Origin of the sequence: Streptomyces sp. NPDC057654 (assembly GCF_042800135.1) — a bacterium.
Classification (GTDB): domain Bacteria; phylum Actinomycetota; class Actinomycetes; order Streptomycetales; family Streptomycetaceae; genus Streptomyces.
In genome coordinates, this window is record NZ_JBHVHQ010000048.1 from 1 (window position 1) to 20,811 (window position 20,811).

18 protein-coding genes are annotated in these 20,811 nt (G+C 70.1%); 16 read left to right on the forward strand and 2 right to left on the reverse strand.

Annotation, left to right across the window (positions count from 1 at the left end; all coding sequences use genetic code 11):
• The first annotated feature begins 2 nt into the window (after positions 1 to 2).
• The 8 genes from ACFU99_RS06745 to ACFU99_RS06780 all read left to right on the forward strand — a co-directional run bounded on the left by ACFU99_RS06745 (position 3) and on the right by ACFU99_RS06780 (position 9,930).
• Positions 3 to 1,250 carry a hypothetical protein gene (locus ACFU99_RS06745; protein WP_384386806.1) on the forward strand — a complete coding sequence of 416 codons (1,248 nt, stop codon included), beginning with the start codon at positions 3 to 5 and terminating at the stop codon, positions 1,248 to 1,250.
• A gap of 226 nt (positions 1,251 to 1,476) precedes the next feature.
• Positions 1,477 to 2,706: an amidohydrolase gene (locus ACFU99_RS06750; RefSeq protein WP_384386849.1), complete on the forward strand. Its 1,230-nt coding sequence runs from the start codon at positions 1,477 to 1,479 to the stop codon at positions 2,704 to 2,706.
• Between the two features lie 130 nt (positions 2,707 to 2,836).
• A complete protein-coding gene (locus ACFU99_RS06755; RefSeq protein WP_384386809.1) occupies positions 2,837 to 3,865 on the forward strand; it encodes a BMP family protein in 1,029 nt (342 codons plus the stop codon).
• A gap of 294 nt (positions 3,866 to 4,159) precedes the next feature.
• Entirely contained in the window at positions 4,160 to 5,761 is a 1,602-nt protein-coding gene (locus tag ACFU99_RS06760; protein ID WP_384386852.1) for an ABC transporter ATP-binding protein, read from the forward strand.
• Entirely contained in the window at positions 5,758 to 6,864 is a 1,107-nt protein-coding gene (locus tag ACFU99_RS06765; RefSeq protein ID WP_384386811.1) for an ABC transporter permease, read from the forward strand. Before ACFU99_RS06760 ends, ACFU99_RS06765 begins: the two co-directional genes overlap by 4 nt.
• Entirely contained in the window at positions 6,861 to 8,147 is a 1,287-nt protein-coding gene (locus ACFU99_RS06770) for an ABC transporter permease (RefSeq protein WP_384386814.1), read from the forward strand. Before ACFU99_RS06765 ends, ACFU99_RS06770 begins: the two co-directional genes overlap by 4 nt.
• 60 nt (positions 8,148 to 8,207) lie before the next feature.
• Positions 8,208 to 8,552: a cytidine deaminase gene (locus ACFU99_RS06775; RefSeq protein WP_384386855.1), complete on the forward strand. Its 345-nt coding sequence runs from the start codon at positions 8,208 to 8,210 to the stop codon at positions 8,550 to 8,552.
• Positions 8,553 to 8,652: 100 nt separating this feature from the next.
• Positions 8,653 to 9,930, forward strand: coding sequence for a thymidine phosphorylase (locus ACFU99_RS06780; RefSeq protein ID WP_384386817.1), 1,278 nt, complete (start codon positions 8,653 to 8,655; stop codon positions 9,928 to 9,930).
• A 204-nt stretch (positions 9,931 to 10,134) separates the two neighbouring features.
• Here ACFU99_RS06780 and ACFU99_RS06785 read toward each other — a convergent pair whose 3' ends face one another.
• Positions 10,135 to 10,347, reverse strand: a complete 213-nt coding sequence (locus tag ACFU99_RS06785; protein ID WP_384386820.1) for a DUF397 domain-containing protein — start codon at positions 10,345 to 10,347, stop codon at positions 10,135 to 10,137.
• 98 nt (positions 10,348 to 10,445) lie between these two features.
• Between ACFU99_RS06785 and ACFU99_RS06790 the strand changes: the two genes are divergently transcribed.
• The 7 genes from ACFU99_RS06790 to ACFU99_RS06820 all read left to right on the forward strand — a co-directional run bounded on the left by ACFU99_RS06790 (position 10,446) and on the right by ACFU99_RS06820 (position 18,362).
• Positions 10,446 to 10,610 (forward strand): hypothetical protein, encoded by a 165-nt coding sequence (locus tag ACFU99_RS06790; RefSeq protein ID WP_384386823.1) that lies wholly within the window; start codon positions 10,446 to 10,448, stop codon positions 10,608 to 10,610.
• A gap of 134 nt (positions 10,611 to 10,744) precedes the next feature.
• On the forward strand, positions 10,745 to 11,974 hold the full coding sequence (gene fxlM / locus ACFU99_RS06795) for a methyltransferase, FxLD system (RefSeq protein WP_384386825.1): 1,230 nt from the start codon (positions 10,745 to 10,747) through the stop codon (positions 11,972 to 11,974).
• Between the two features lie 67 nt (positions 11,975 to 12,041).
• Positions 12,042 to 12,203, forward strand: a complete 162-nt coding sequence (locus ACFU99_RS06800) for an FxLD family lanthipeptide (protein WP_384386828.1) — start codon at positions 12,042 to 12,044, stop codon at positions 12,201 to 12,203.
• Positions 12,204 to 12,281: 78 nt separating this feature from the next.
• The gene (locus ACFU99_RS06805; protein WP_384386831.1) at positions 12,282 to 15,377 is read left to right on the forward strand and encodes a lantibiotic dehydratase; all 3,096 of its coding nucleotides are present in this window, start codon (positions 12,282 to 12,284) and stop codon (positions 15,375 to 15,377) included.
• On the forward strand, positions 15,374 to 16,549 hold the full coding sequence (locus ACFU99_RS06810; RefSeq protein ID WP_384386834.1) for a lanthionine synthetase C family protein: 1,176 nt from the start codon (positions 15,374 to 15,376) through the stop codon (positions 16,547 to 16,549). Before ACFU99_RS06805 ends, ACFU99_RS06810 begins: the two co-directional genes overlap by 4 nt.
• A 21-nt stretch (positions 16,550 to 16,570) precedes the next feature.
• Positions 16,571 to 17,569, forward strand: coding sequence for a thiopeptide-type bacteriocin biosynthesis protein (locus ACFU99_RS06815; RefSeq protein ID WP_384386837.1), 999 nt, complete (start codon positions 16,571 to 16,573; stop codon positions 17,567 to 17,569).
• 199 nt (positions 17,570 to 17,768) lie between these two features.
• Positions 17,769 to 18,362, forward strand: a complete 594-nt coding sequence (locus tag ACFU99_RS06820) for a Uma2 family endonuclease (RefSeq protein ID WP_384386840.1) — start codon at positions 17,769 to 17,771, stop codon at positions 18,360 to 18,362.
• Positions 18,363 to 18,391: 29 nt separating this feature from the next.
• On the opposite strand, the gene ACFU99_RS06825 is transcribed toward ACFU99_RS06820, so the two are convergent.
• Positions 18,392 to 19,687, reverse strand: a complete 1,296-nt coding sequence (locus ACFU99_RS06825; protein ID WP_384386843.1) for an MFS transporter — start codon at positions 19,685 to 19,687, stop codon at positions 18,392 to 18,394.
• Between the two features lie 62 nt (positions 19,688 to 19,749).
• On the opposite strand from ACFU99_RS06825, the gene ACFU99_RS06830 reads away from it, so the two are divergent.
• Positions 19,750 to 20,751, forward strand: coding sequence for a LysR substrate-binding domain-containing protein (locus ACFU99_RS06830; RefSeq protein ID WP_384386846.1), 1,002 nt, complete (start codon positions 19,750 to 19,752; stop codon positions 20,749 to 20,751).
• Positions 20,752 to 20,811: the final 60 nt, after the last annotated feature.

The window sequence follows — 20,811 nt, forward strand, 5'->3', positions numbered from 1 at the left end:
CGGTGACACCGACAGCGGGGCCGGCCGGCCCACCCCCGGAAGCGGCGGCCGCTCCCGCCGCACGCTTCCGGGGGCCACGGGCCGACCCGAGCGGGACCCTGGCTTTCGTGGAGAGCCCGGTCCAGCTCCTGAACGTACTGGAGTGGTCGTACAGCGGCGAGCGGCGGGAGGAGGCCGACGCACCCGACATCGCACCCTCGTCCGTACCCACCCTCTACGACGGCGTGCCCCGGCAGCCGTACGAGACCGTGGACGCGGAGTCCGAACTGCCGGACGCGCAGCGCCCGCCCACCGGCCTCACCGTCGTCGTGCTCGCCCCGCACGACCCCATGACGCGGGGCCAGCTGCGCCGGATGGCCGAACTGGCGCGGCGCGAGGGGCACACGGTGCGGTGGGAGGAGGCGCGCGGCGGCGCCGGGGCTCCGGCGCAGACGATCGCGGCGCTCACGCCCCTGCTGCGTCGCGCGAGCCGCGTCGTGATCGGGGACCCGTTCTCGCGCTATGTGCAGCTGCTGCTCACCATCGCCCGCGCCCGGGACGTCGTGGTCGTGGACGACGGCACCGCCACCATGGAGTTCGTCTCCCAACTGGCCCTCGGCAAGCGACTGGTGCGCTGGCACCGGCGCGGCGGACGCGGGGCGCGCGATCTCCTCTTCGCGCCGTTCGCGGCCTCCGCGCGCCGCAGGCTCACGCCGGGCGAGGGCCGCCGCGTCGAGGTGTTCACCTCGATGCCCGTCCAGGCGCCGCCCGGCGTCACCGTCACCGCCAACGACTTCGCGTGGACCCGCTCGGCCTTCGGACCGCCCCGGCTCACCCGCGGCACCGACCTGGTCGGCACCTCCCTCGTCGAGACCGGCGTCGTGGACCTCGACCACTATCTGACCGCCGTCGCCTCGCTGGCCCGTACGCACGGCGCGACCCGGTACTTCGCGCACCGCCGGGAGTCCACCGACAAGCTGCACCGGATCGGCGGCGAGCTGGGTCTGGAGATCGTACGGCCCGACCTGCCGCTCGAACTGATCGCCCGGCGCGGCCCCATAGGGCGCATGATCCTGAGCTTCCCCTCCACCGTGGTGCACACCCTGCCGCTGGCCCTCGCCGGCACCGGCATCACGGTCGCCGTCTGCGACGTGGACCCCGCCTGGCTGACGGAGACCGCCTCGCCCCGCGCGGAGGACTTTCTCTCGGGAGTCACGGGGACCGCACGCGGTATCCGCCGAGTTCCGTACGTACCGGCCTCGACCCTTTGAGCGCGGAGGAGGGCGGGGGCCGGGGCCGCGGGTGCGCGGGGGAGGGCGGTAAACCAGTGGTACGGAAGGGGCGGCGGCACGGCGCGTAGCGGAGTCTTCTACCCCGCATCTCTTGTGGTCATGCGACCCACGGCCTAGTTTCCCTTCCCCTATCGGGCTGAACTTTTGTTGATCGCCAGGCAGTTGCCCCACCTGTGGCCCTAACCTTCACAGGGTGAACCAACTGATGTCCCGCGAATCCGAGTCCGAGGCAGGTACCGATCCCGAGCTGCCCGGCGCGCTGTCCGCCGGGCTGCGCGCCGAACTGATCGCCTTCCGGCGGGACTTGCACATGCACCCTGAATTGGGCAAGTGCGAGTTCCGTACCACCGGGGCCATCAAGGCGAGACTGGAGAGGGCCGGGCTCGCGCCGCGAGCCCTCCCCATCGGCACCGGACTCGTCTGCGACATCGGGCCGATGGACCGCGAGGCCGCGGCCCGTCCCATGCTGGCGCTGCGCGCGGACATCGACGCCCTGCCGATCCCGGACACCAAGACGGTGCCGTACCGCTCGACCGTCAAGGACATGGCGCACGCCTGCGGCCACGACGTGCACACTGCCGTCGTGCTCGGCGCCGGCCTCGTCCTCGCGGATCTGGCGCAGCGGGGCCGGCTGCCGCACCCGGTCCGGCTGATCTTCCAGCCCGCCGAGGAGGTGCTGCCGGGCGGCGCGCCCGACGTGATCGACTGCGGGGTGCTGGACGGCGTCGGCCGGATCATCGGGGTGCACTGCGACCCCAAGGTGGACGCGGGGCGGATCGGGCTGCGGCCCGGCGCCATCACCTCGGCGTGCGACCGGCTGGAGGTGGCGCTGAACGGCGCGGGCGGCCACACCGCGCGCCCCCATCTGACCACCGACCTGGTGACGGCCGCCGCGAAGGTCGCCACGGACGTGCCGGCGCTGCTGGCCCGGCGGGTCGACGCGCGCTCCGGGATGGCGGTGACGTGGGGGCGGCTGGAGACCGGGCACGCCTGCAATGTGATCCCGCAACATGCCGAATTGTCCGGTACGGTCCGCTGCCTGGACCTCCAGGCGTGGCGCGAGGCCCCCGATCTGGTGCACGCCGCGATCGACGAGGTGGCCACCCTGCACCGGGCGAAATCGGAGATCAACTACATCCGGGGGGTGCCGCCGGTCGTCAATGAACCGGACGTCACCGAACTGCTGCGCCGCGCGATGACCGCGCGGCGCGGGCCGTCCTCGATCGAGGACACGGAGCAGTCCCTGGGCGGCGAGGACTTCTCCTGGTACCTGGAGCAGGTGCCCGGCGCGATGGCCCGGCTGGGGGTGCGGCGCGTCGGCGACACTGTCCGACGTGACCTGCATTGCGGTGATTTCGACGTGGACGAGTCGGCGATCGGGGTGGGCGTGGAGCTGTTCACCGCCGCGGCTTTGCTCGATGTCAACCGTCCGTAGGCGGCGAGGTGGGGATGGGTTCGCGACGATCCGATAACGGCTTTCTGCGACCCCTTTATCCCCCATCTACGCGCGTTACGATGCCCGCGAAACCAGCGCCGACCGTGGCGCTTCGAGTGAAGGGGCCCTCGTGCGCCGGGTATCCACAATCGCTGTCGCGGGCATCTGTTCCGCGACCCTCGCTTTCTCGCTCACCGCGTGCGGTGAGTCCTCGACCGAGTCCGGCGGCAAGGACAAGGGCATCGGCCTGGCCTTCGACGTCGGCGGCCGTGACGACCACTCCTTCAACGAGTCCGCCGCCCGCGGCATGGACAAGGCCATGAAGGAACTGAAGGTCGGCGGCAAGGCGATGACCGCCAAGAACAACGAGACGGAGGCGGACCGCGAGCAGCGGCTCTCCTCGCTGGCCGAGGCCGGGTACAACCCGGTCATCGGCGTCGGCTTCAACTACGCCAAGTCGATCCAGAAGGTGGCGGCGGACAACCCGAAGACCACCTTCGCGATCGTCGACTCGGTCGTGCCGGGCAAGAACGTCGACAGCATCGTCTTCGGCGAGCACGAGGGCTCCTACCTCGCGGGCGTCGCCGCGGCGCTGAAGACCAAGACCAAGAAGGTCTCGTTCATCGGCGGCGTGAACAACGCGCTGATCCAGAAGTTCCAGGCGGGCTTCGAGCAGGGCGTGCGCGAGACCGACCCCAAGGTCAAGATCACCTCGCAGTACCTCTACCCGAACAACGACAAGGGCTTCAACGACCCCGCCGCCGCCAAGGACAAGGCGAAGGGCATGCTCGACGCCGGCAACGACGTCATCTACACCGCCGCCGGCCTCTCCGGCAGCGGCTCGATCGAGGCCATCGCGGCCAAGAAGGGCGCCTGGGCGATCGGCGTCGACTCCGACCAGTACAAACAGTCCGGTCTGGAGAAGTACAAGTCCTCGATCCTGACCTCCGTCGTCAAGAACGTGGACGTCGCCGTCTTCGACCTGGTCAAGTCCGTCAAGGACGGCAAGCCGCTGACCGGCACGCACCGCTACCTGCTCAAGGACGGCGGCGTCTCGCTGTCCACCTCGGGCGGCAACATCGACGACCTCAAGGACAAGATCGCGGAGGCGAAGCAGAAGATCGTCGACGGCAAGGTCAAGGTCAAGGAGAACCCGTGAGCTGAGAGCCCGCGCCCCGTTCCTGACCGGATCGGTCAGGAGTGGGGCATGGGCTCCGCGGCCGGGACGGCTCCCCGGCCCCTGCGGACTCGGGCTCGGCGCGGCGGTGTGCGGCCGCCGCGTCGGGCCCGTACAAATGAGCCAACGCTACGCGCGTAGCGGCGAGTTGGCGCGGTACGTTCGCCTGTGAGGCGCGTGGACCGCCCGCGGGCAGCCCACCGGCCGCTCGCCGTACGTTCCTCGACCCCGCCCAGCCCATTTCCCCATCGCTCCCTTCCCCGAGGAGAGTGCGCCATCAAAGCGTCCACCAGCAGTCCCCCGACCGCGGGCGCGCCCAGCGCCCCCGCCGTCCAGCTCCGCGGCATCACCAAGCGGTTCCCGGGAGTCGTGGCCAACCACGACATCGACATCACCGTCCGCCGCGGCACCGTGCACGCCCTCGTCGGCGAGAACGGCGCCGGCAAGTCGACCCTGATGAAGATCCTCTACGGCATGCAGAAGCCGGACGAGGGCACCATCGAGTCCGACGGCGAGCAGGTCAGCTTCGCCGGTCCCGCCGACGCCATCGCCCGCGGCATCGGCATGGTCCACCAGCACTTCATGCTGGCCGACAACCTCACCGTCCTGGAGAACGTCGTCCTCGGCGGCGAGAAGCTGCACGGCATCGGCCAGCGGGCCCGCGCCCGGATCAAGGAGATCTCCGACGCGTACGGGCTCGGGGTCCGCCCCGACGTCCTCGTCGAGGACCTCGGCGTCGCCGACCGGCAGCGCGTGGAGATCCTCAAGGTCCTCTACCGCGGCGCCCGTACGCTCATCCTCGACGAGCCGACCGCCGTCCTCGTCCCGCAGGAGGTCGACGCGCTCTTCGACAACCTCCGCGAGCTCAAGGCGGAGGGCCTCACCGTCATCTTCATCTCGCACAAGCTGGGAGAGGTCCTCTCCGTCGCCGACGACATCACCGTCATCCGGCGCGGTACGACCGTCGCCTCGGTGGTGCCGAGCGAGACGAGCCCCAAGCAGCTCGCCGAGCTGATGGTCGGCAGCGAACTGCCCTCGCCCGAGACCCGCGAGTCGACCGTCACCACCGCCCCGATGCTGACCGTCGACGGGCTGCGGCTCTCCGCCGTCGACTCCGACGGCGCCGTACGGAACGTGCTCGACGACATCGCCCTCACCATCCACAAGGGCGAAATCCTCGGCCTCGCCGGGGTGGAGGGCAACGGCCAGGCGGAACTCGTCGAGGCCATCATGGGGATGCGCGACCCCGACAGCGGCACCGTCACCCTCGACGGCGCCGACGTCACCCACGCGCCGACCCGCGCCCGCCGCGAGGCCGGCGTCGGCTACATCCCCGAGGACCGCCACCGGCACGGACTGCTGCTGGAGGCCCCGCTCTGGGAGAACCGCATCCTCGGCCACGTCACCGAGGAGCCCAACAGCAAGGGCGCGCTGCTCGACCTCAAGGCCGCGCGCGCCGACACCGAGCGGATCGTCGCCGAGTACGACGTACGCACCCCCGGCATCGAGGTCACCGCGGCCTCGCTGTCCGGCGGCAACCAGCAGAAGCTGATCGTCGGCCGCGAGATGAGCCACCGGCCCAAGCTGCTGATCGCCGCCCACCCCACGCGCGGCGTGGACGTCGGCGCGCAGGCGCAGATCTGGGACCAGATCCGCGAGGCGCGCCGCGAGGGGCTGGCCGTCCTGCTGATCTCCGCCGACCTGGACGAGCTGATCGGGCTCTCCGACACCCTGCGGGTGATGTACCGGGGCCGGCTGGTCGCGGACGCGGACCCCGCCACCATCACCCCGGAGGAGTTGGGCTCGGCCATGACCGGCGCCGCTACCGGCCACCTGGAGCACGTCGCCGACGACGCGGACGCAGGTGCGGACGAATGAAGAAGCTCGACAAGAACAAGCTGATCCTCGCGGTCGCCGCGCCGCTCCTCGCCATCGTCGCCGCCCTGGTCATCACCTCGGTGATCATCGCGGCCACCGGCAAGGACCCCTTCCACGCCTACCAGGTGATGGTCGACTTCGGCTCGAAGAGCGACAGCCAGGTCTGGATCATCAACAAGGCGACCCCGTACTACCTGTCCGCGCTGGCCGTCGCCATCGGCTTCCGGATGAACCTCTTCAACATCGGCGTCGACGGCCAGTACCGCATCGCGGCCTTCTTCGCCGCCGTCGTCGGCGGCTCGCTCACCCTCCCCGGCTTCGTACAGATCCCGCTGGTCATCCTGGTGGCGATGGTCGTCGGCGCGATCTGGGCGGGGATCGCGGGGCTGCTGAAGACCACCCGCGGCGTCAACGAGGTGATCAGCACGATCATGCTGAACTCCATCGGCGCCTCGGTCATCGGCTACTTCCTCCAGGACGGGCGGCTCGCCATCAAGGAGGGCAACCTGATCCACACGCCCTACCTGCCCGACTCCTCGCACTTCTTCGAGATCCCCACCACGCCCAAGCCCATCTACGGCTTCGTGATCATCGCGGCGCTGGCCGGGCTCGTCTACTGGTTCGTCCTCAGCCGCACCCGGTTCGGCTTCGACCTGCGCACCGTCGGCCGCTCCGAATCCGCGGCCCAGGCCAGCGGCGTCAGCGTCAAGCGCATGGTCATCACCTCCATGGTGCTCTCCGGCGCCGTCGCGGGGCTCGTGGGCATGCCGACGCTGCTCGGCGTCTCGTACAACTACGGCACGGACTTCCCCGCCGGCATCGGCTTCACCGGCATCGCCATCGCGCTGCTCGGCCGCAACCACCCCGTCGGCATGGCGCTCGGCGCGCTGCTCTGGGGCTTCCTGGAGCGCACCGGCACCCAGCTCGAATTCGAGGGCTACGCGCAGGAAATCGTCGGCGTCATCCAGGGCGTCATCGTGCTGTGCGTCGTCATCGCGTACGAGATCGTGCGCCGGTACGGGCTCAGGACCCAGCAGCGCAAGGTCGGCGAGGAACTCGCCGCCCAGGCCCGTAAGAGCGACAAGGCGGAGGTGTCCGCGTGAGCAGCAACCTCACTGCCGTGCTCTCGAAGGGGCTCAGCGGCAGGAACAAACCCGAGCGGCGCAAGCTCACCTACCCGGTGGTGCTGCTGCTCCTCGCGGGCGCGCTGCTGCTGCTCGCCGTACTGCGCGTGATCACCGGCGCCGAGGACCTCACGTCCTCCGGGCAGTTCAGCGGCGCGCTCGGCGCCGCCGTGCCGATCGGGCTCGCGGGCCTGGGCGGGCTGTGGGCGGAACGGGCCGGCGTCATCAACATCGGCCTCGAAGGCATGATGATGCTCGGCACGTTCTGCGCCGGCTGGATGGGCTGGCAGCACGGGCCGTGGATCGCGGCGCTCGCGGGCATCGTCGGCGGCGCGGTCGGCGGCCTCGTCCACGCGCTCGCCACCGTCACCTTCGGCGTGGACCACATCGTCTCCGGTGTGGCGATGAACATCCTGGCGCTGGGCGTCACCCAGTACCTGGCCAAGCTGTGGTTCGGCGCGGACGGCAGCGCCGCGCAGCGCGCGGGCGGCAACGACAAGCAGTCGCCGCCGATGAGCGACATGCCGAACTTCTCGATCCCGGGGCTGTCCGACTGGCTGGCGTCCGTCGAGAAGCACCACTGGTTCCTCGTGTCGGACCTCGCGGGGATCCTGGACGGGCTGGTCACGGACGTGTCCTGGCTGACCATCGCGGCGGCGGCGCTGTTCGTCGGCACGTTCTTCGTGCTGTGGCGGTCCTCCTTCGGGCTGCGGCTGCGGTCCTGCGGCGAGAGCCCGGTCGCCGCCGAGTCGCTCGGCGTCAACGTCTACACGTACAAGTACGCGGCGGTCATCGTCTCCGGCGGGCTGGCCGGACTCGGCGGCGCGTTCCTGGCCATCGGCACGCACATGTACTCCGACGGCCAGACCGGCGGACGCGGCTACATCGGCCTCGCCACCATGATCTTCGGCAACTGGCGGCCGGGCGGCGTGGCCATGGGCGCCGGCCTGTTCGGCTTCATGGACAGCCTCCAGCTGCGCGGCGGCGGCGAGACCGTGCACGCCCTGCTGCTGCTCCTCGCGGTGCTGCTGGCCGGGCTCGCGCTGTGGAAGCTGCGGGCCAAGCAGCGCCGCGTCGCGCTGATCAGCGGGGTGTTCGCGCTGCTGCTGATCCTCTGGTACGCGTTGACGGCGCGGGTTCCGCTGGAGTTCGTCGACGCCACGCCGTACGTGGTGACGCTGCTGGTGCTCTCCGTCTCCGCGCAGCGCCTGCGGATGCCGAAGGCGAACGGCAAGCCATACCGGAAGGGCCAGGGGAAGTAAGTGAGCGAGTCCTGGGAGACGTTCGACTGGGAGCCGCTGCGGGTGCGGGCGCGGGAGGCGATGTCACGGGCGTACGCCCCGTACTCCCGCTTCCCGGTCGGCGCGGCGGCCCTCGTCGACGACGGCCGCACCGTGTCCGGCTGCAACGTGGAGAACGCCGCGTACGGCGTGGCGCTGTGCGCCGAATGCGGGCTGATCTCCGAACTGTTCGCGACGGGCGGCGGTCGGCTGACGGCCTTCACGTGCTGTGGGCGGGACGGCGGGGTGCTGATGCCGTGCGGGCGCTGCCGCCAGCTGCTGTGGGAGCACGGGGGGCCGGAGCTGCGGATGGACACGGCGTCGGGGGTGCGGCCGCTGTCGGAGCTGCTGCCGGACGCGTTCGGCCCGGCGGACCTGGGGCGTTGAGGGCTTGAGGTTTGAGGGCTTGAGGGCGGCGCCGCCGGTTGGCGCGGGGCCGCCCCCGCCGCCCGGCCAACACCATGAACGAAACGAAGAAAGCGAGCCCATGGACGTCATCTCCGTCATCCGGACGAAGCGCGACAGGGAAAGGCTGAGCCCCGAGCAGATCGACTGGGTCATCGACGCCTATACGCGCGGCGAGGTCGCCCACGAGCAGATGTCGGCGCTCGCGATGGCGATCCTCCTCAACGGCATGGACCGTACGGAGATCGCCCGCTGGACCGCCGCGATGATCAACTCGGGGGAGCGGATGGACTTCTCGTCCCTGCCCCGCCCGACGGCCGACAAGCACTCGACGGGCGGCGTCGGCGACAAGATCACGCTGCCGCTCGCGCCGCTGGTCGCCGCGTGCGGCGCGGCCGTCCCGCAGCTCTCGGGCCGCGGCCTCGGCCACACCGGCGGCACCCTGGACAAGCTGGAGGCCATCCCCGGCTGGCGGGCGCTGCTGAGCAACGCCGAGATGATGGACGTACTGCGCGACGTCGGGTCCGTCATCTGCGCGGCGGGCGACGGGCTGGCCCCCGCCGACAAGAAGCTGTACGCGCTCCGGGACGTGACCGGAACCGTGGAGGCCATACCGCTGATCGCCTCCTCGATCATGTCGAAGAAGATCGCGGAGGGGACCGGGTCGCTGGTCCTGGACGTGAAGGTCGGCTCCGGCGCGTTCATGAAGAACATCGAGGACGCCCGCGAACTCGCCTCCACCATGGTCGAACTGGGCACCGACCACGGCGTACGGACCACGGCCCTGCTGACCGACATGTCCACCCCGCTCGGGCTGACCGCCGGCAACGCCCTCGAAGTCCGTGAGTCCGTCGAGGTCCTCGCGGGCGGCGGCCCCGCCGACGTCGTGGAACTGACCCTCGCCCTGGCCCGCGAGATGCTGGAGGCGGCCGGGCTCGGCGACGTCGACCCGGCCAAGGCGCTGGCGGACGGCTCCGCCATGGACCACTGGCGGCGCATGATCCTCGCCCAGGGCGGCGACCCGGACGCCGCACTGCCGGTCGCCCGCGAACAGCACGTCGTACACGCCGCCGCCACGGGCGTCCTGACCACCCTCGACGCCTACGCGGTCGGCGTCGCCGCCTGGCGCCTCGGCGCGGGCCGCGCCCGCAAGGAGGACCCGGTCCAGGCGGGCGCGGGCATCGAACTCCACGCCAAGCCCGGCGACACGGTCACCGCGGGCCAGCCCCTCCTGACCCTCCACACCGACACCCCGGAAAAGTTCGCCTACGCCCTGGAGGCACTGGACGGCGGCGTCCTCGTAGCCCCCGAACACACGGAGTACGAACCGAACCCGATTATCTTGGACCGTATTGCCTGACCTGCGGTTTCCCCATTTGGGTGAACGGGACCGGTGGACCGACGCCGGTCCCGTTCGGCGTGCTGAGGTCGGTGCGTGCCGATAGCAGGACTCTGCGCGGTGAGCGTTCTCCCAGGCTACGGCGACCTGACGGAGTTCTCATCGGTGATGCCCCCCACTTGCCGACATGTCGGCAGCGTACGTCCCCTGAGCGGGGACGTACGCTTAACGGCTTTCGGAGCCAGGAAACCCGTCGGCTGTCACTGCGTCCAGGAAGTGGGCCCAGGCGCCTCGCCGGCAGAACAGGAGCCCGCCGTCCGGTGTTTTGCTGTCGCGCACGACGCGGCCCCTGTCAGCAGTGTGCGCTACCTCCACGCAGTTCCCCTGCTGAGTCGAGTAGGACGACTTCCGAAACACGCTGACTATCTCAGGGTTCACGATGCCTCATCCATGTGTTGCGGTCTAACTCTCAAGATAATGGCGAATCCGGTCGGCGCTCTCGATGGGGACAGCGCCACCACCTTATTCAGAAGGTGGTGGTCGAGGCCCTGACCGCCTTCAGCCTCTCGGTGTGCGTTGCCATCGAACCCCAAAACAGCTGTGGCCAGCAGGGCGTCGCGTGGTTGATCGAGCCCGTCGCCCGGTCGTTCGCATCCGCGGTTGACCTGGAGTTCGAGCGGCCGACGGCCGCGGCCTCGTGAACGCGGTCCTGGTGCTCAGCGCCCTGCCCGATGGTGGTGGCTGTCGGCACGGTCTCGGACATCCTCAACCAGCAGCCGAGCAACACCCCCTGCACCACCCGTGAAGGAGTAGCCGCGTGACTACACTCCGAATAATGAAGTCCGAGGAAGCTGAAACACCGTCCTCCGCCGAGCAGTTGCGTGAAGCTCTCATCGTCCAGTTGCGTGAGTTAGGAGCGGTCAGAACCGAGGCAGTCGAGGCTGCTGTTCGCGCCGTTCCCCGGCATGTCTTCGTTCCCCAGGTTTCGCTCTCCGAGGCGTACGCACCCGAGCGAGCTGTGATCACCAAGAAAGATGAGGACGGGGTCGACGTCAGTTCGGTCTCCGCTGCCCGAATCCAAGCGCTCATGCTGGAGCAGGCGGAGATCCGCCCCGGTATGCGGGTGCTGGAAATCGGCTCGGGTGGATACAACGCGGCGCTCATCGCGGAGTTGGTCGGCGGGAAGGGTGAGGTCACGTCCATCGACATCGACCCGGATGCCGTAGACCGGGCGCGTCGCTTCCTGGCCGAGGCTGGATACGGGCGCGTAAACGTCCTCCTCGCTGACGGGGAGGAGGGCGAGCCAGTGCACGCCCCCTTCGATCGGATCATCGTCACCGTCGGGGCATGGGACATCCCCCCGGCCTGGGTGGACCAGCTCGCCGAAGGCGGCCGGATCGTCGTTCCCCTGCGGGTGCGCTGTCTGACCCGGTCGGTGGCCCTCGAACGTGAGGGCGGGCATCTGGTGAGCCGGAACTACGAACTGTGCGGCTTCGTGCCGATGCAGGGCGTTGGAGAGCGCCGGATGCAGCTGGTGGTGCTGCATGACGAGCCAGGCGACGAGGTCGGTCTCAAGCTGGACGACGGAGACCGAGTGGACGCGGAGGGCTTGCGTACAGCGCTCGCTCAGCCGCCTGTGGAGGTCTGGTCGGGGGTGACCATTGGCGGAATGGAACCATTCGACGGCCTCGATCTGTGGCTGGCGACCGCTGTACCGGATTTCGCCCGCCTCGCTGCGACGCCGTCGGCCCGCGATCGGGGAATCGTTGCCGCCGCATCACCGATGGGCATCTCGACGCTGATCGACAAGGACAGCTTCGCCTACCGCAAGCTGCGGCCGACCAGCCCGGAACGGACCACTTTCGAATTCGGGGCGTTCGGACACGGCCCTGACGCCCAAGCGGTCGCGGACCAGTTGGTGGAGCACATCCGGAACTGGGACCGCGAACACCGCTCCGGCCGGGCCGTCTTCATGGTGCATCCCGCAGGCACGTCCGACGATCAGCTTCCCGCCGGCCGTGTGGTCGACAAACGGCATACGCGGGTAACTATCTCCTGGCCCTGACGACACCACAGAGCTGGGTCAGGAACCGCAAGAGCACATCCATCACCACCTATCAGGAGGAATGGAGATGGCAGCGATACAACCCAAGGGGGCGGTGGCCCCGTCGGACTTCGATCTGGACATCACTGTCGTGGAGAAGGCTCCGGTCATCGCCGACCTGATGAACGACACCAGCGACAACTGCGGCGGCTCCTGTCAGAGCGCCTGCTCGAACAGCACCTGCGAGTGACCTGAGTGACCTAACGGCCCGGCGCCCTGGCCAACGGCTACGGCACCGGGCTCACCGCACGAAGCGGAGGCGCCGAGGATGTACCGGTCCATCGATGCGACGCTCCTACGGGCCGCGGCAGGCCCAGCCGACCTGAACCTGCCCCCCTGGCCGGACCTGAGCGGCGCCACGTACGCCGACACGCAGCAGCGGCGCCGTTGGATACAGCAGGTATGGGCACAGGAAGCAATCGCCGAGGCGGTCGAGCTGGCCAGCCCGCCCCTGGCCCGCCGCATCCGCGCGATCTGCGCCGAACAGCCCTTGCAGGCGCGGCGCGTACGGCGGGCTGCGGAGTCCCTCGTCCGTTACTTACTGCGCATGCAGTACCGGGCTACGCCTTTCGGCTTGTTCGCCGGGGTAGCTCCCGCGCACTTCGGCTCGGGGCTCACCGTGCGGTGGGGAGGGGAACACCAGGCCGTCGTGCACGTCGATGCCGAGTGGCTGGCGGAGGTGATCACGCGCTTGGAAGCGTGCCCCGAACTGCTGCGCCGCCTGCCGGTCGTGGTGGACAACACGTGCTTCGTACGGGGCACGAAGCTGGTGGTGCCCTGCCAACAACCACCCCACAACCGGGACCGCGGCCGAGGAGTGGCGGAGGAGGTGAGTCTCCGCTACACCCGAGCCGTCAAGACGGTGCTGGACGCAGCGGAGTCGCCCGTTCCGGTCGGCGATCTGGCTGGGAAGGTCGCGGCCGAGTACCCGGACACGCCCAGCGAAGTCATCGACCGGCTGCTGACCGATCTGGTCGCCCGACGCGTTCTGCTCAGCAGTCTGCACCCGCCGATGACGGTCACCGACGTGGTGGGCCACATCGTCCACGAGCTGAGCGCCGTAGATGCCGGATCCATCCCCCAAGCAGCCGCAACCGTCCGTGAACTGGAGGCGATCGCGGCAGCCCTGGCCCGTCACAATCGGGCTGACCCCGTCGCGCGGCGGCAACTCAGAGCGGCTGCGTCGGTTCCCATGGCCGCGCTGTCCGACGCCGTCGAACAGCCCCTCGTCGTGGACCTGAAGCTCGACTGCTCGCTGGTTCTGCCGCGGGCGGTGGCGCGCGAGGCCGAGAACGCGACGACGGCCCTGGCCCGCCTGACCCGTTACCCCGCCGGGCCTCTGGCGTGGCAGGACTATCACGCCAGGTTCCTGGAGCGGTACGGGACTGGCGCGCTCGTTCCCGTCCGGGACCTCGTGGACAGCAGTGCAGGGCTGGGCCTTCCCGCCGGATACCGCGGCTCCCTCTCCGAGCGTCCGCAGCCACTTGTGACGAGGCGGGACGAGAAACTGCTGGCACTGGCACAGCGAGCGGTGTTGGACGGCACCGGCGAGATCGTGCTCGATGACCAGATCGTCGCCGATCTCACGCCCCCTGACGCCGACCACTGGCACGTGCCTGCCCACGCGTCCCTTCGCTTCCAGGTGGAAGCGCCCACCCACACCGCGCTGGAGCAGGGCGCGTTCACTCTCGTCGTCGTCGGCCTGTCCTCGGCGGCCGGCACCACCGCCGGGCGGTTCCTCCACCTCCTCGATGAGCCCGACCGCACCCGCATGACCACCGCGTACGCGAACCTGCCAACGCTGGAACAGGACGCGCTGCCGGCCCAGGTCTCCAGCCCGCCCTTACGCGCGCGGATCGAGAACGTCGGACGCGTCCCCGCGGCCCTGCCGCACGTCATCTCGCTGGCCGAACACGGCGGCCCGGACCACGCGCTGCCGCTCGACGACCTGGCCGTGGGCGCCGATTCCCAACGCCTGTACCTGATGTCCCTTTCACAACAGCGGACCGTCGAACCCACCGTCCTGAACGCAGTCGAGCTGACGAACTTCACCCACCCCCTCGCACGGTTCCTGTGCGAAATCTCCCGGGCCAGGGCCGGCACCCTAGCGCCGTTCTCCTGGGGAGCCGCCCGCGGACTGCCGTTCCAGCCCCGCATCCGATACGGCCGTACGGTGCTCGCCCAGGCCCGCTGGCGGCTGGAGGCGGCCGACCTCGCCGAGCCGAACACCCCGTGGCACCAGTGGACCGACGCCGTGACCGCCTGGCGGCACCGCTTCCGCCTCCCCGACGCCGTCTATCTCGGCGACGGCGACCAGCGCCTTCGGCTGTCCCTGAACGAACCCGCCCACCTCCACCTGCTCCGGGCCCGCCTGGGCCGCACCGGGTACACCATCCTGCGCGAGGCCCCGGAACCGTCAGCACACGGTTGGATCGACGGCCGCCCGCACGAAATCGCCGTCTCACTCGCCTCCGCCCGGAGGCCCACATGGCCGCCCGTACCACGGAAGACTTCCCCGATCGCCATCGGCCGCGACCACGGGCACCTGCCTGGCGCCTCGCCGTGGGCGTTCGCGAAGCTCTACGGCCACCCGGACCACGTCCCCGACATCCTCACCACCCACCTGCCGGACCTGTTCGACGGATGGGACACCCCGCCCCAGTGGTGGTACGTCCGCTACCGCGACCCGGAACCCCACCTGCGGCTCCGCCTCCGACTGCCGCAGGCAGAAGCCTTCGGCGCCACCGCCCAACGGGTCGCCACCTGGGCCGGCCGGCTACGCAGTCACGGACTCATCGGACGCATGCAGTGGGACACCTACGCGCCGGAGACCGGCCGCTACGGCACCGGAGCAGCCATGACCGCCGCCGAAACCGTCTTCGCGGCCGACTCCCAAGCGGCCATCGCGCAGATCACGCTCACTGCCGGAGGAGACCTGCACCCCGCCGTGACCGCCGCCAGCCTCATCGACCTGGCCACTTCCTTCACCACCGGCACCGCCGAGGGAATGCACTGGCTGATCACACACCTTCAGCCGCCCTCAGGCCCCGGCCCCGCCCGACACACGTACGACCAGGCCCTGCGGCTGGCGAACCCGTACGACGACTTCGCCGCTCTGCGCGCGGTACGCGGCGGCGAGGAAGTCGTCGGCGTGTGGGCCCGGAGAAGGGAAGCGGTGGCCGCCTACCGCGACCACCTCAGCGCCACCCACGAGATCGACCCGGCCACTGCGCTGGCCTCCCTCCTGCACATGCACCACATCCGTACGGCAGGACTCAACGAAACCTGCGAGCGCACCTGCCGCCGGCTGACCCGCTCCACGGCCCTTTCCTGGACCGCCCGACACCAAGGAACGTCCGCGTGAGCGCCCCATCGGACTTCGACGCGATCACATGCGAGACGGAACGCGAGATGCGCTCACAATCGTTGTCCCAAGGCGCCATCGGCCTCACCCTCCTGCCCATCGAACGCGCCCACTTGGGAATTTGCCCCTGGGAAACCGTGCACACCCAGCTGGCCGCCGTCGCCCGCTCCGAGCTGATCGCCAGCGACGATGCCGCGCTCTTCTACGGCGCGCCCGCCGTCGCATTCGCCCTCCACACCGCGGCAGCCGGCACCGGCCGCTACGCGGGCGCACTGCACACCCTTGACTCCGCCGTCGACGCCTTGACCCGGCGACGACTCGACAAGGCCCACGCACGCATCGACCGCGGTGAGCTGCCACGAGTCGCCGAGTACGACGTGCTGTACGGCCTAACCGGCCTGGGCGCCTACCTCCTGCGCCGCGATCCCCACGGCGACACCCTGCGGGACGTGCTCGCCTACCTGGTGCGCTTGAGCGAACCCCTCTCCAGCGACCGTGAAGAATTGCCCGGCTGGTGGACACCCCACGGACCCACCCGCGACTCCGTACGGTCCTTCCCCGGCGGCCACGGCAACGCGGGGATGGCCCACGGCATCGCCGGACCACTCGCCCTGCTGGCACTGGCCGGACTCCACGGCAGCACAGCCGACGGCCACACCGAAGCGATGACACGAATCTGCACCTGGTTCGACACCCTGCGCCAGGACTCCGACACGGGCCCCTGGTGGCCCCGCTGGATCACTCGCACAGAACACCGCACTCGCACGATCACCCAGCTCGGCCCTACCCGCCCCTCCTGGTGCTACGGCACCCCCGGCCTGGCCCGCGCCCAGCAACTCGCGGGCCTTGCCCTCCGCGACCCCGACAGACAGCACATGGCGGAGACCGCTCTTCTCCACAGCCTCTCCGATCCCCGTCAACTCGCCCTCGTCAACGACACCAGCCTCTGCCACGGCACCGCCGGACTCCTGCACACCACCTCGCGCGTGGCTCGCGACGCCGAACCCGGAAGTTTCACCACCCACCTGCGACACCTCCATGCCCTGCTCCTCAGCCAGGAACCAGCGCGACACGAAGGGCTCCTCGAAGGCACGACGGGGGCCGAACTCGCCCTCCACGCAGCCGACGGCAAACCCGTCTCCGACTGGGACGCCTGCCTCCTGCTCAACTGACATGGCGAGGAGTGGAACACCGTGAACCACAGGGCAGACCCATGCACCGTAGAGAAGGCCGTACTCGCCGTCCTGACCGGCACGCCACTCCATACGGCCGCGGCCCAAGCCGACCTGCCGCCCGCCGCGTTGGCCGACGCCATCGAGCTGTACCAGTCAGCCGGTGCCGCAGCCCTCGCGGCCCAGGCCACCACCGGCACGTTCCAGGCCCACATCGAATTCACCGAGTGGAACAACGCCGAACACATCGCCTCCGCCCAGCTCGGCCCGAGACTGTGCGATGCCGAGCAGGACGGAGTCCTGAAGTCCTGGTGGTACGTCCGCAAGCGTCCCTGCTGGAGGCTGCGCTGCCGGTCCGTGGCGAACACCGCGCAGGAGATGGCGACGGTGCTCCGTAGTGCCTTGGACGGTATGCAGACCGCGGGTCTGATCGCCGGATGGACAAAGACGATCTACGAACCCGAGACCTACGCATTCGGCGGCCCCGCGGCGACAGACATCGCCCACCGGCTCTTCCACGCGGACAGCTACAGCATCCTCGACTACCTCCGCCACCACGACCCCACCGCATCCCTGGACCGCACCATCGGACGACGCGAGATGTCAGCCCTGCTGTGCAGCACGCTCCTCCGAGCCGCAGGACAGGAGCGATACGAACAGGCCGACGTCTGGCACCGCATAACCCAGATGCGACAACTTCCCGCCAGCGCTCCCATAGACCGGCTGAACACGATGGCCGCCGCCCTCCAGCGACTCATGACCGTGGACACAAGCCCCGCCAGCTCCCTCTTCGACGCGGGCACACCACTGGCCTTCGCCGCACCCTGGATCGCCGCCTTCGACCTGGCAGGCCGAAGGCTGAGGGACGCGATGCGCTCCGGCACGCTGGAACGCGGCCTGCGGGCGATCCTTGCGCACCACGTGATCTTCCACTGGAACCGTCTCGGCCTGGCGGACACAACGCAGGGAGTCATTGCACGGGCCGCCCGTGAAGCCGCGGCACGACCGTTGGAAAACTGAACTGTAGTCAGCAACGGTTCCCCGCCTGTTCGGCAGCCTCACAGCTTCCCTCGGGGAAGCCCCGGGCGCGTCCGCAAGGAGGACCCGGTCCGTATTGCCTGACCTGCGGTTTCCCCATTTGGGTGAACGGGACCGGTGGACCGACGCCGGTCCCGTTCGGCGTGCTGGGATCGGCGGCATGCCGATAGAGGAGACCGCTATGAGCGCGTTCACCGTCGATCCTCCGCCGCTCTGGGACTACGAGTGGGACGACGTCGTCCGGATGTGGGAGGAAACGGATGCTCCCGAGGGCTGCAAGGTGGAGATCATCGAGGGGCTCATCACCGTGACCCCGCCGCCCAGCAACAGGCACACGTTCATCACCGACCCGGTGCAGCGACCGTTGTACGCCGCGCTTCCCGAGTATTGGGGGATCTACCAGAGACTTGGGGCCGCCGTTCCTTCGCGACAGAGCCTCTACGTCCCGGATATCGCTGTGGTGCCGCAAAGTGTGGTGCGCAGCCACAAGGGCTATTTCGTTCCGGCCTCAGCCGCTGAACTCGTCGTCGAGATCACCTCGCAGTCCACCGCGAGCAACGACCGGCATAAGAAGTACGGGGGCTACGCCGAGGCCGGGGTCCCGTTCTATTTGCTGATCGACTGCTGGGCCCCCGGCGGGCCGACCGTCACGCTCTACGGGGAGCCGAAGGGAGCTGTCTACCGCACGCTGAGTGCGGTGAAGCTCGGGAAGACGATCCATCTTCCCGAACCCTTCGGCCTCGACCTCGATACGGCGTCATTCGTCGCCGCCTGAAGACGCGGGCCCCTTCGGCGTGGTCGGAGCTACGCGCTCGTAGCGAGCCGTCGTTCCGCCACGGCCTTGCGGGTCGCGTACAGCGTCACGGTCGCCGCTGCCGCCATCGCCAGCAGGCCCAGCGCCACCGTGCCGTTCCAGCCCGTCATATGGAAGGCGAGGGCGCCGAGCAAGGCGCCGAGGGAGCTGCCCAGGTAGTACGTGGTCTGGTAGAGGGCGGAGGCCTGGGCTCGGCCTGTGGTGGCGGTGTGGCTGACCGAGGATGAGGCGACGGAGTGGCCGACGAAGAAGCCCGCCGTTATCAGGACCAGGCCCAGGAGCACCGCGACCAGGGAGTCCAGGACGCTGAGGAGGAGGCCCAGGGACGCCGTGCCGACCGCCAGGTACAGCGCGCCGCGGCGGCCGACGCGTTCTACGAGCTTGCCGGCGGCGGCCGAGGTGACGGTGCCGACGAGGTAGACGAGGAAGATCGAGCCCACGATGCCCTGCGGCAGTTCGAAGGGCTTGGCCGTCAGGCGGTAGCCGATCACCGTGTAGACCGCGCCGAATACGGTCATGAACAGCGCCCCGAGCGCGTACAAGCGGCACAGGAGCGGGTCGCAGAGGTGGCCGCGGACCGTACGGGCCAGGGAGCGCGGCGAGACGGGGCGCGGCGTGAAGTGCCGGGCCCGCGGGATCGTCGCCCGGAAGATCACCGCGCAGACCACCGCCATCAGGCCGACCACGCCCAGCGCGACCCGCCAGTTGGACGCCTGGGCGACCCAGCCCGTCACGATCCGGCCCGACATGCCGCCGATGCTGTTGCCCGCCACGAACAGCCCGATCGCGGCGACCAGCGCCTTGGGGCGTACCTCCTCCGCCAGGAACGCCATCGCCGACGCCGGCAGCCCGGCCAGCGCCGCGCCCTGCACCGCGCGCAGCACGATCAGCGTCGCGAGGTTCGGCGCGAACGGCGCGGCCAGCGCCACCAGCGCCGCGACGATCAGCGAGCCCGTCATCATCGCCCGCCGCCCGTACCGCTCCGAGAGCGCGCTCAGCGGCACGACGGCCACGGCCAGCGCCCCCGTCGCCGCGGACACCGTCCAGCTGGCCTGGTCCGGGCTGACATGGAGGTCGTCGGAGATCGCGGGGAGCAGCGCCTGGGTGGAGTAGAGGAGCGCGAACGTGGAGATCCCGGCGGAGAACAGCGCGAAGCTCATCTTCCGGTAGCCGGGGCCGCCCGGCGTCAGCCTGTCGGCTTCAGTATCGGCATCGGCGTTGGCATCTGAGGCGTCGGCATCCGCTCGCCGCATCGCGGCGGACGCCCCCGTATCGGCACTGGGCATGTACCGACCGTATGCACGTACCTTTCATGCGTCCAATGCATGAAACAGGCATAATTCATCCAATGGAGCATGACCACAGGCCAGCGCCGTCCCCGTCACCTCCCTGCAGTGAAATCGACATGTCGGCAACAGCGGCAGCCGCCACCGCCGACCTCGCCGCCGGCTCCTGGGCCGCGACCCTCACCCCGCGGCTCGCCCAGTTCGCCGCCGTCGCCCGCCAGGAGCACGTCACCCGCGCCGCGCACCAGCTCGACGTCCCGCAGTCCACGCTCAGCCGCGCCATGGTCCGGCTCGAACACGACCTCGGCGTCGCGCTGTTCGCCCGGCACGGCCGTACGGTCTCGCTCACCCCCGCCGGCCGCACGTTCCTCGCCTCCGTCGAACGGGCGCTGGCCGAGGTGGACCGCGCCGCCGAGTCCGTACGCTCCGACGCCGACCCCACCGGCGGCAAGGTCGCCTTCGGCTTTCTGCACACCCTCGGCCCCGAGACCGTGCCCGGCCTGCTGCGCGCCTTCCGCGCCGACCACCCGCGGGTCCGCTTCCAGCTCGTGCAGAACCACGGCGAGGCGATGATCGCCGGACTGCGCGCCGGCGCACTCGACCTGTGCCTGACCGCGCCCATCCCGGACGCCCCGGACCTCGTCGCCCGCCGCCTCGACGAGCAGAGACTGCGCCTGGTCGTCCCCGACGACCACCCGCTCGCGGGGCGTAAGCGGGTGCGGCTGGCGGAGGCCGCGGCCGAGCTGTTCGTCACCCTCGAACCCGGCTACGGGCTGCGCCGCATCACCGACACGCTCTGCGCGGAGGCCGGGTTCACCCCGAAGGTCGCCTTCGAGGGCGAGGAGGCCGAGACGCTGCGCGGACTGGTCGCCGCCGGGCTGGGCGTCGCGCTGCTGCCGCCCCCGGCGGTGCCCCGGCCGGGCGTCGTGGAACTGACCGTCACTGCGCCGCGCGCCGTCCGCGAGATCGGCGTGGCCTGGCTCGACGGGCATCCGGACTCCGCGCCGGTCGCGGCCTTCAAGCGGTTCCTGCTGTCCCGCAGGGGGCAGTTGCTGCCCCGTTGAGCGATGTGGCCGTAAGAGACGAGGAAAACCCGATCGCCCCCACGGTGCCGGCCGTGGGGG

Excerpts from the sequence above, each read along its gene's own strand:
- ACFU99_RS06750 (WP_384386849.1), top strand. The coding sequence starts at position 1,477 with ATGTCCCGCGAATCCGAGTCCGAGGCAGGTACCGATCCCGAGCTGCCC.
- ACFU99_RS06765 (WP_384386811.1), top strand. The coding sequence starts at position 5,758 with ATGAAGAAGCTCGACAAGAACAAGCTGATCCTCGCGGTCGCCGCGCCG.
- ACFU99_RS06775 (WP_384386855.1), top strand. The coding sequence starts at position 8,208 with ATGTCACGGGCGTACGCCCCGTACTCCCGCTTCCCGGTCGGCGCGGCG.
- ACFU99_RS06780 (WP_384386817.1), top strand. The coding sequence starts at position 8,653 with ATGGACGTCATCTCCGTCATCCGGACGAAGCGCGACAGGGAAAGGCTG.
- fxlM (WP_384386825.1), top strand. The coding sequence starts at position 10,745 with ATGAAGTCCGAGGAAGCTGAAACACCGTCCTCCGCCGAGCAGTTGCGT.
- ACFU99_RS06800 (WP_384386828.1), top strand. The coding sequence starts at position 12,042 with ATGGCAGCGATACAACCCAAGGGGGCGGTGGCCCCGTCGGACTTCGAT.
- ACFU99_RS06805 (WP_384386831.1), top strand. The coding sequence starts at position 12,282 with ATGTACCGGTCCATCGATGCGACGCTCCTACGGGCCGCGGCAGGCCCA.
- ACFU99_RS06820 (WP_384386840.1), top strand. The coding sequence starts at position 17,769 with ATGAGCGCGTTCACCGTCGATCCTCCGCCGCTCTGGGACTACGAGTGG.
- ACFU99_RS06825 (WP_384386843.1), bottom strand. The coding sequence starts at position 19,687 with ATGCCCAGTGCCGATACGGGGGCGTCCGCCGCGATGCGGCGAGCGGAT.
- ACFU99_RS06830 (WP_384386846.1), top strand. The coding sequence starts at position 19,750 with ATGGAGCATGACCACAGGCCAGCGCCGTCCCCGTCACCTCCCTGCAGT.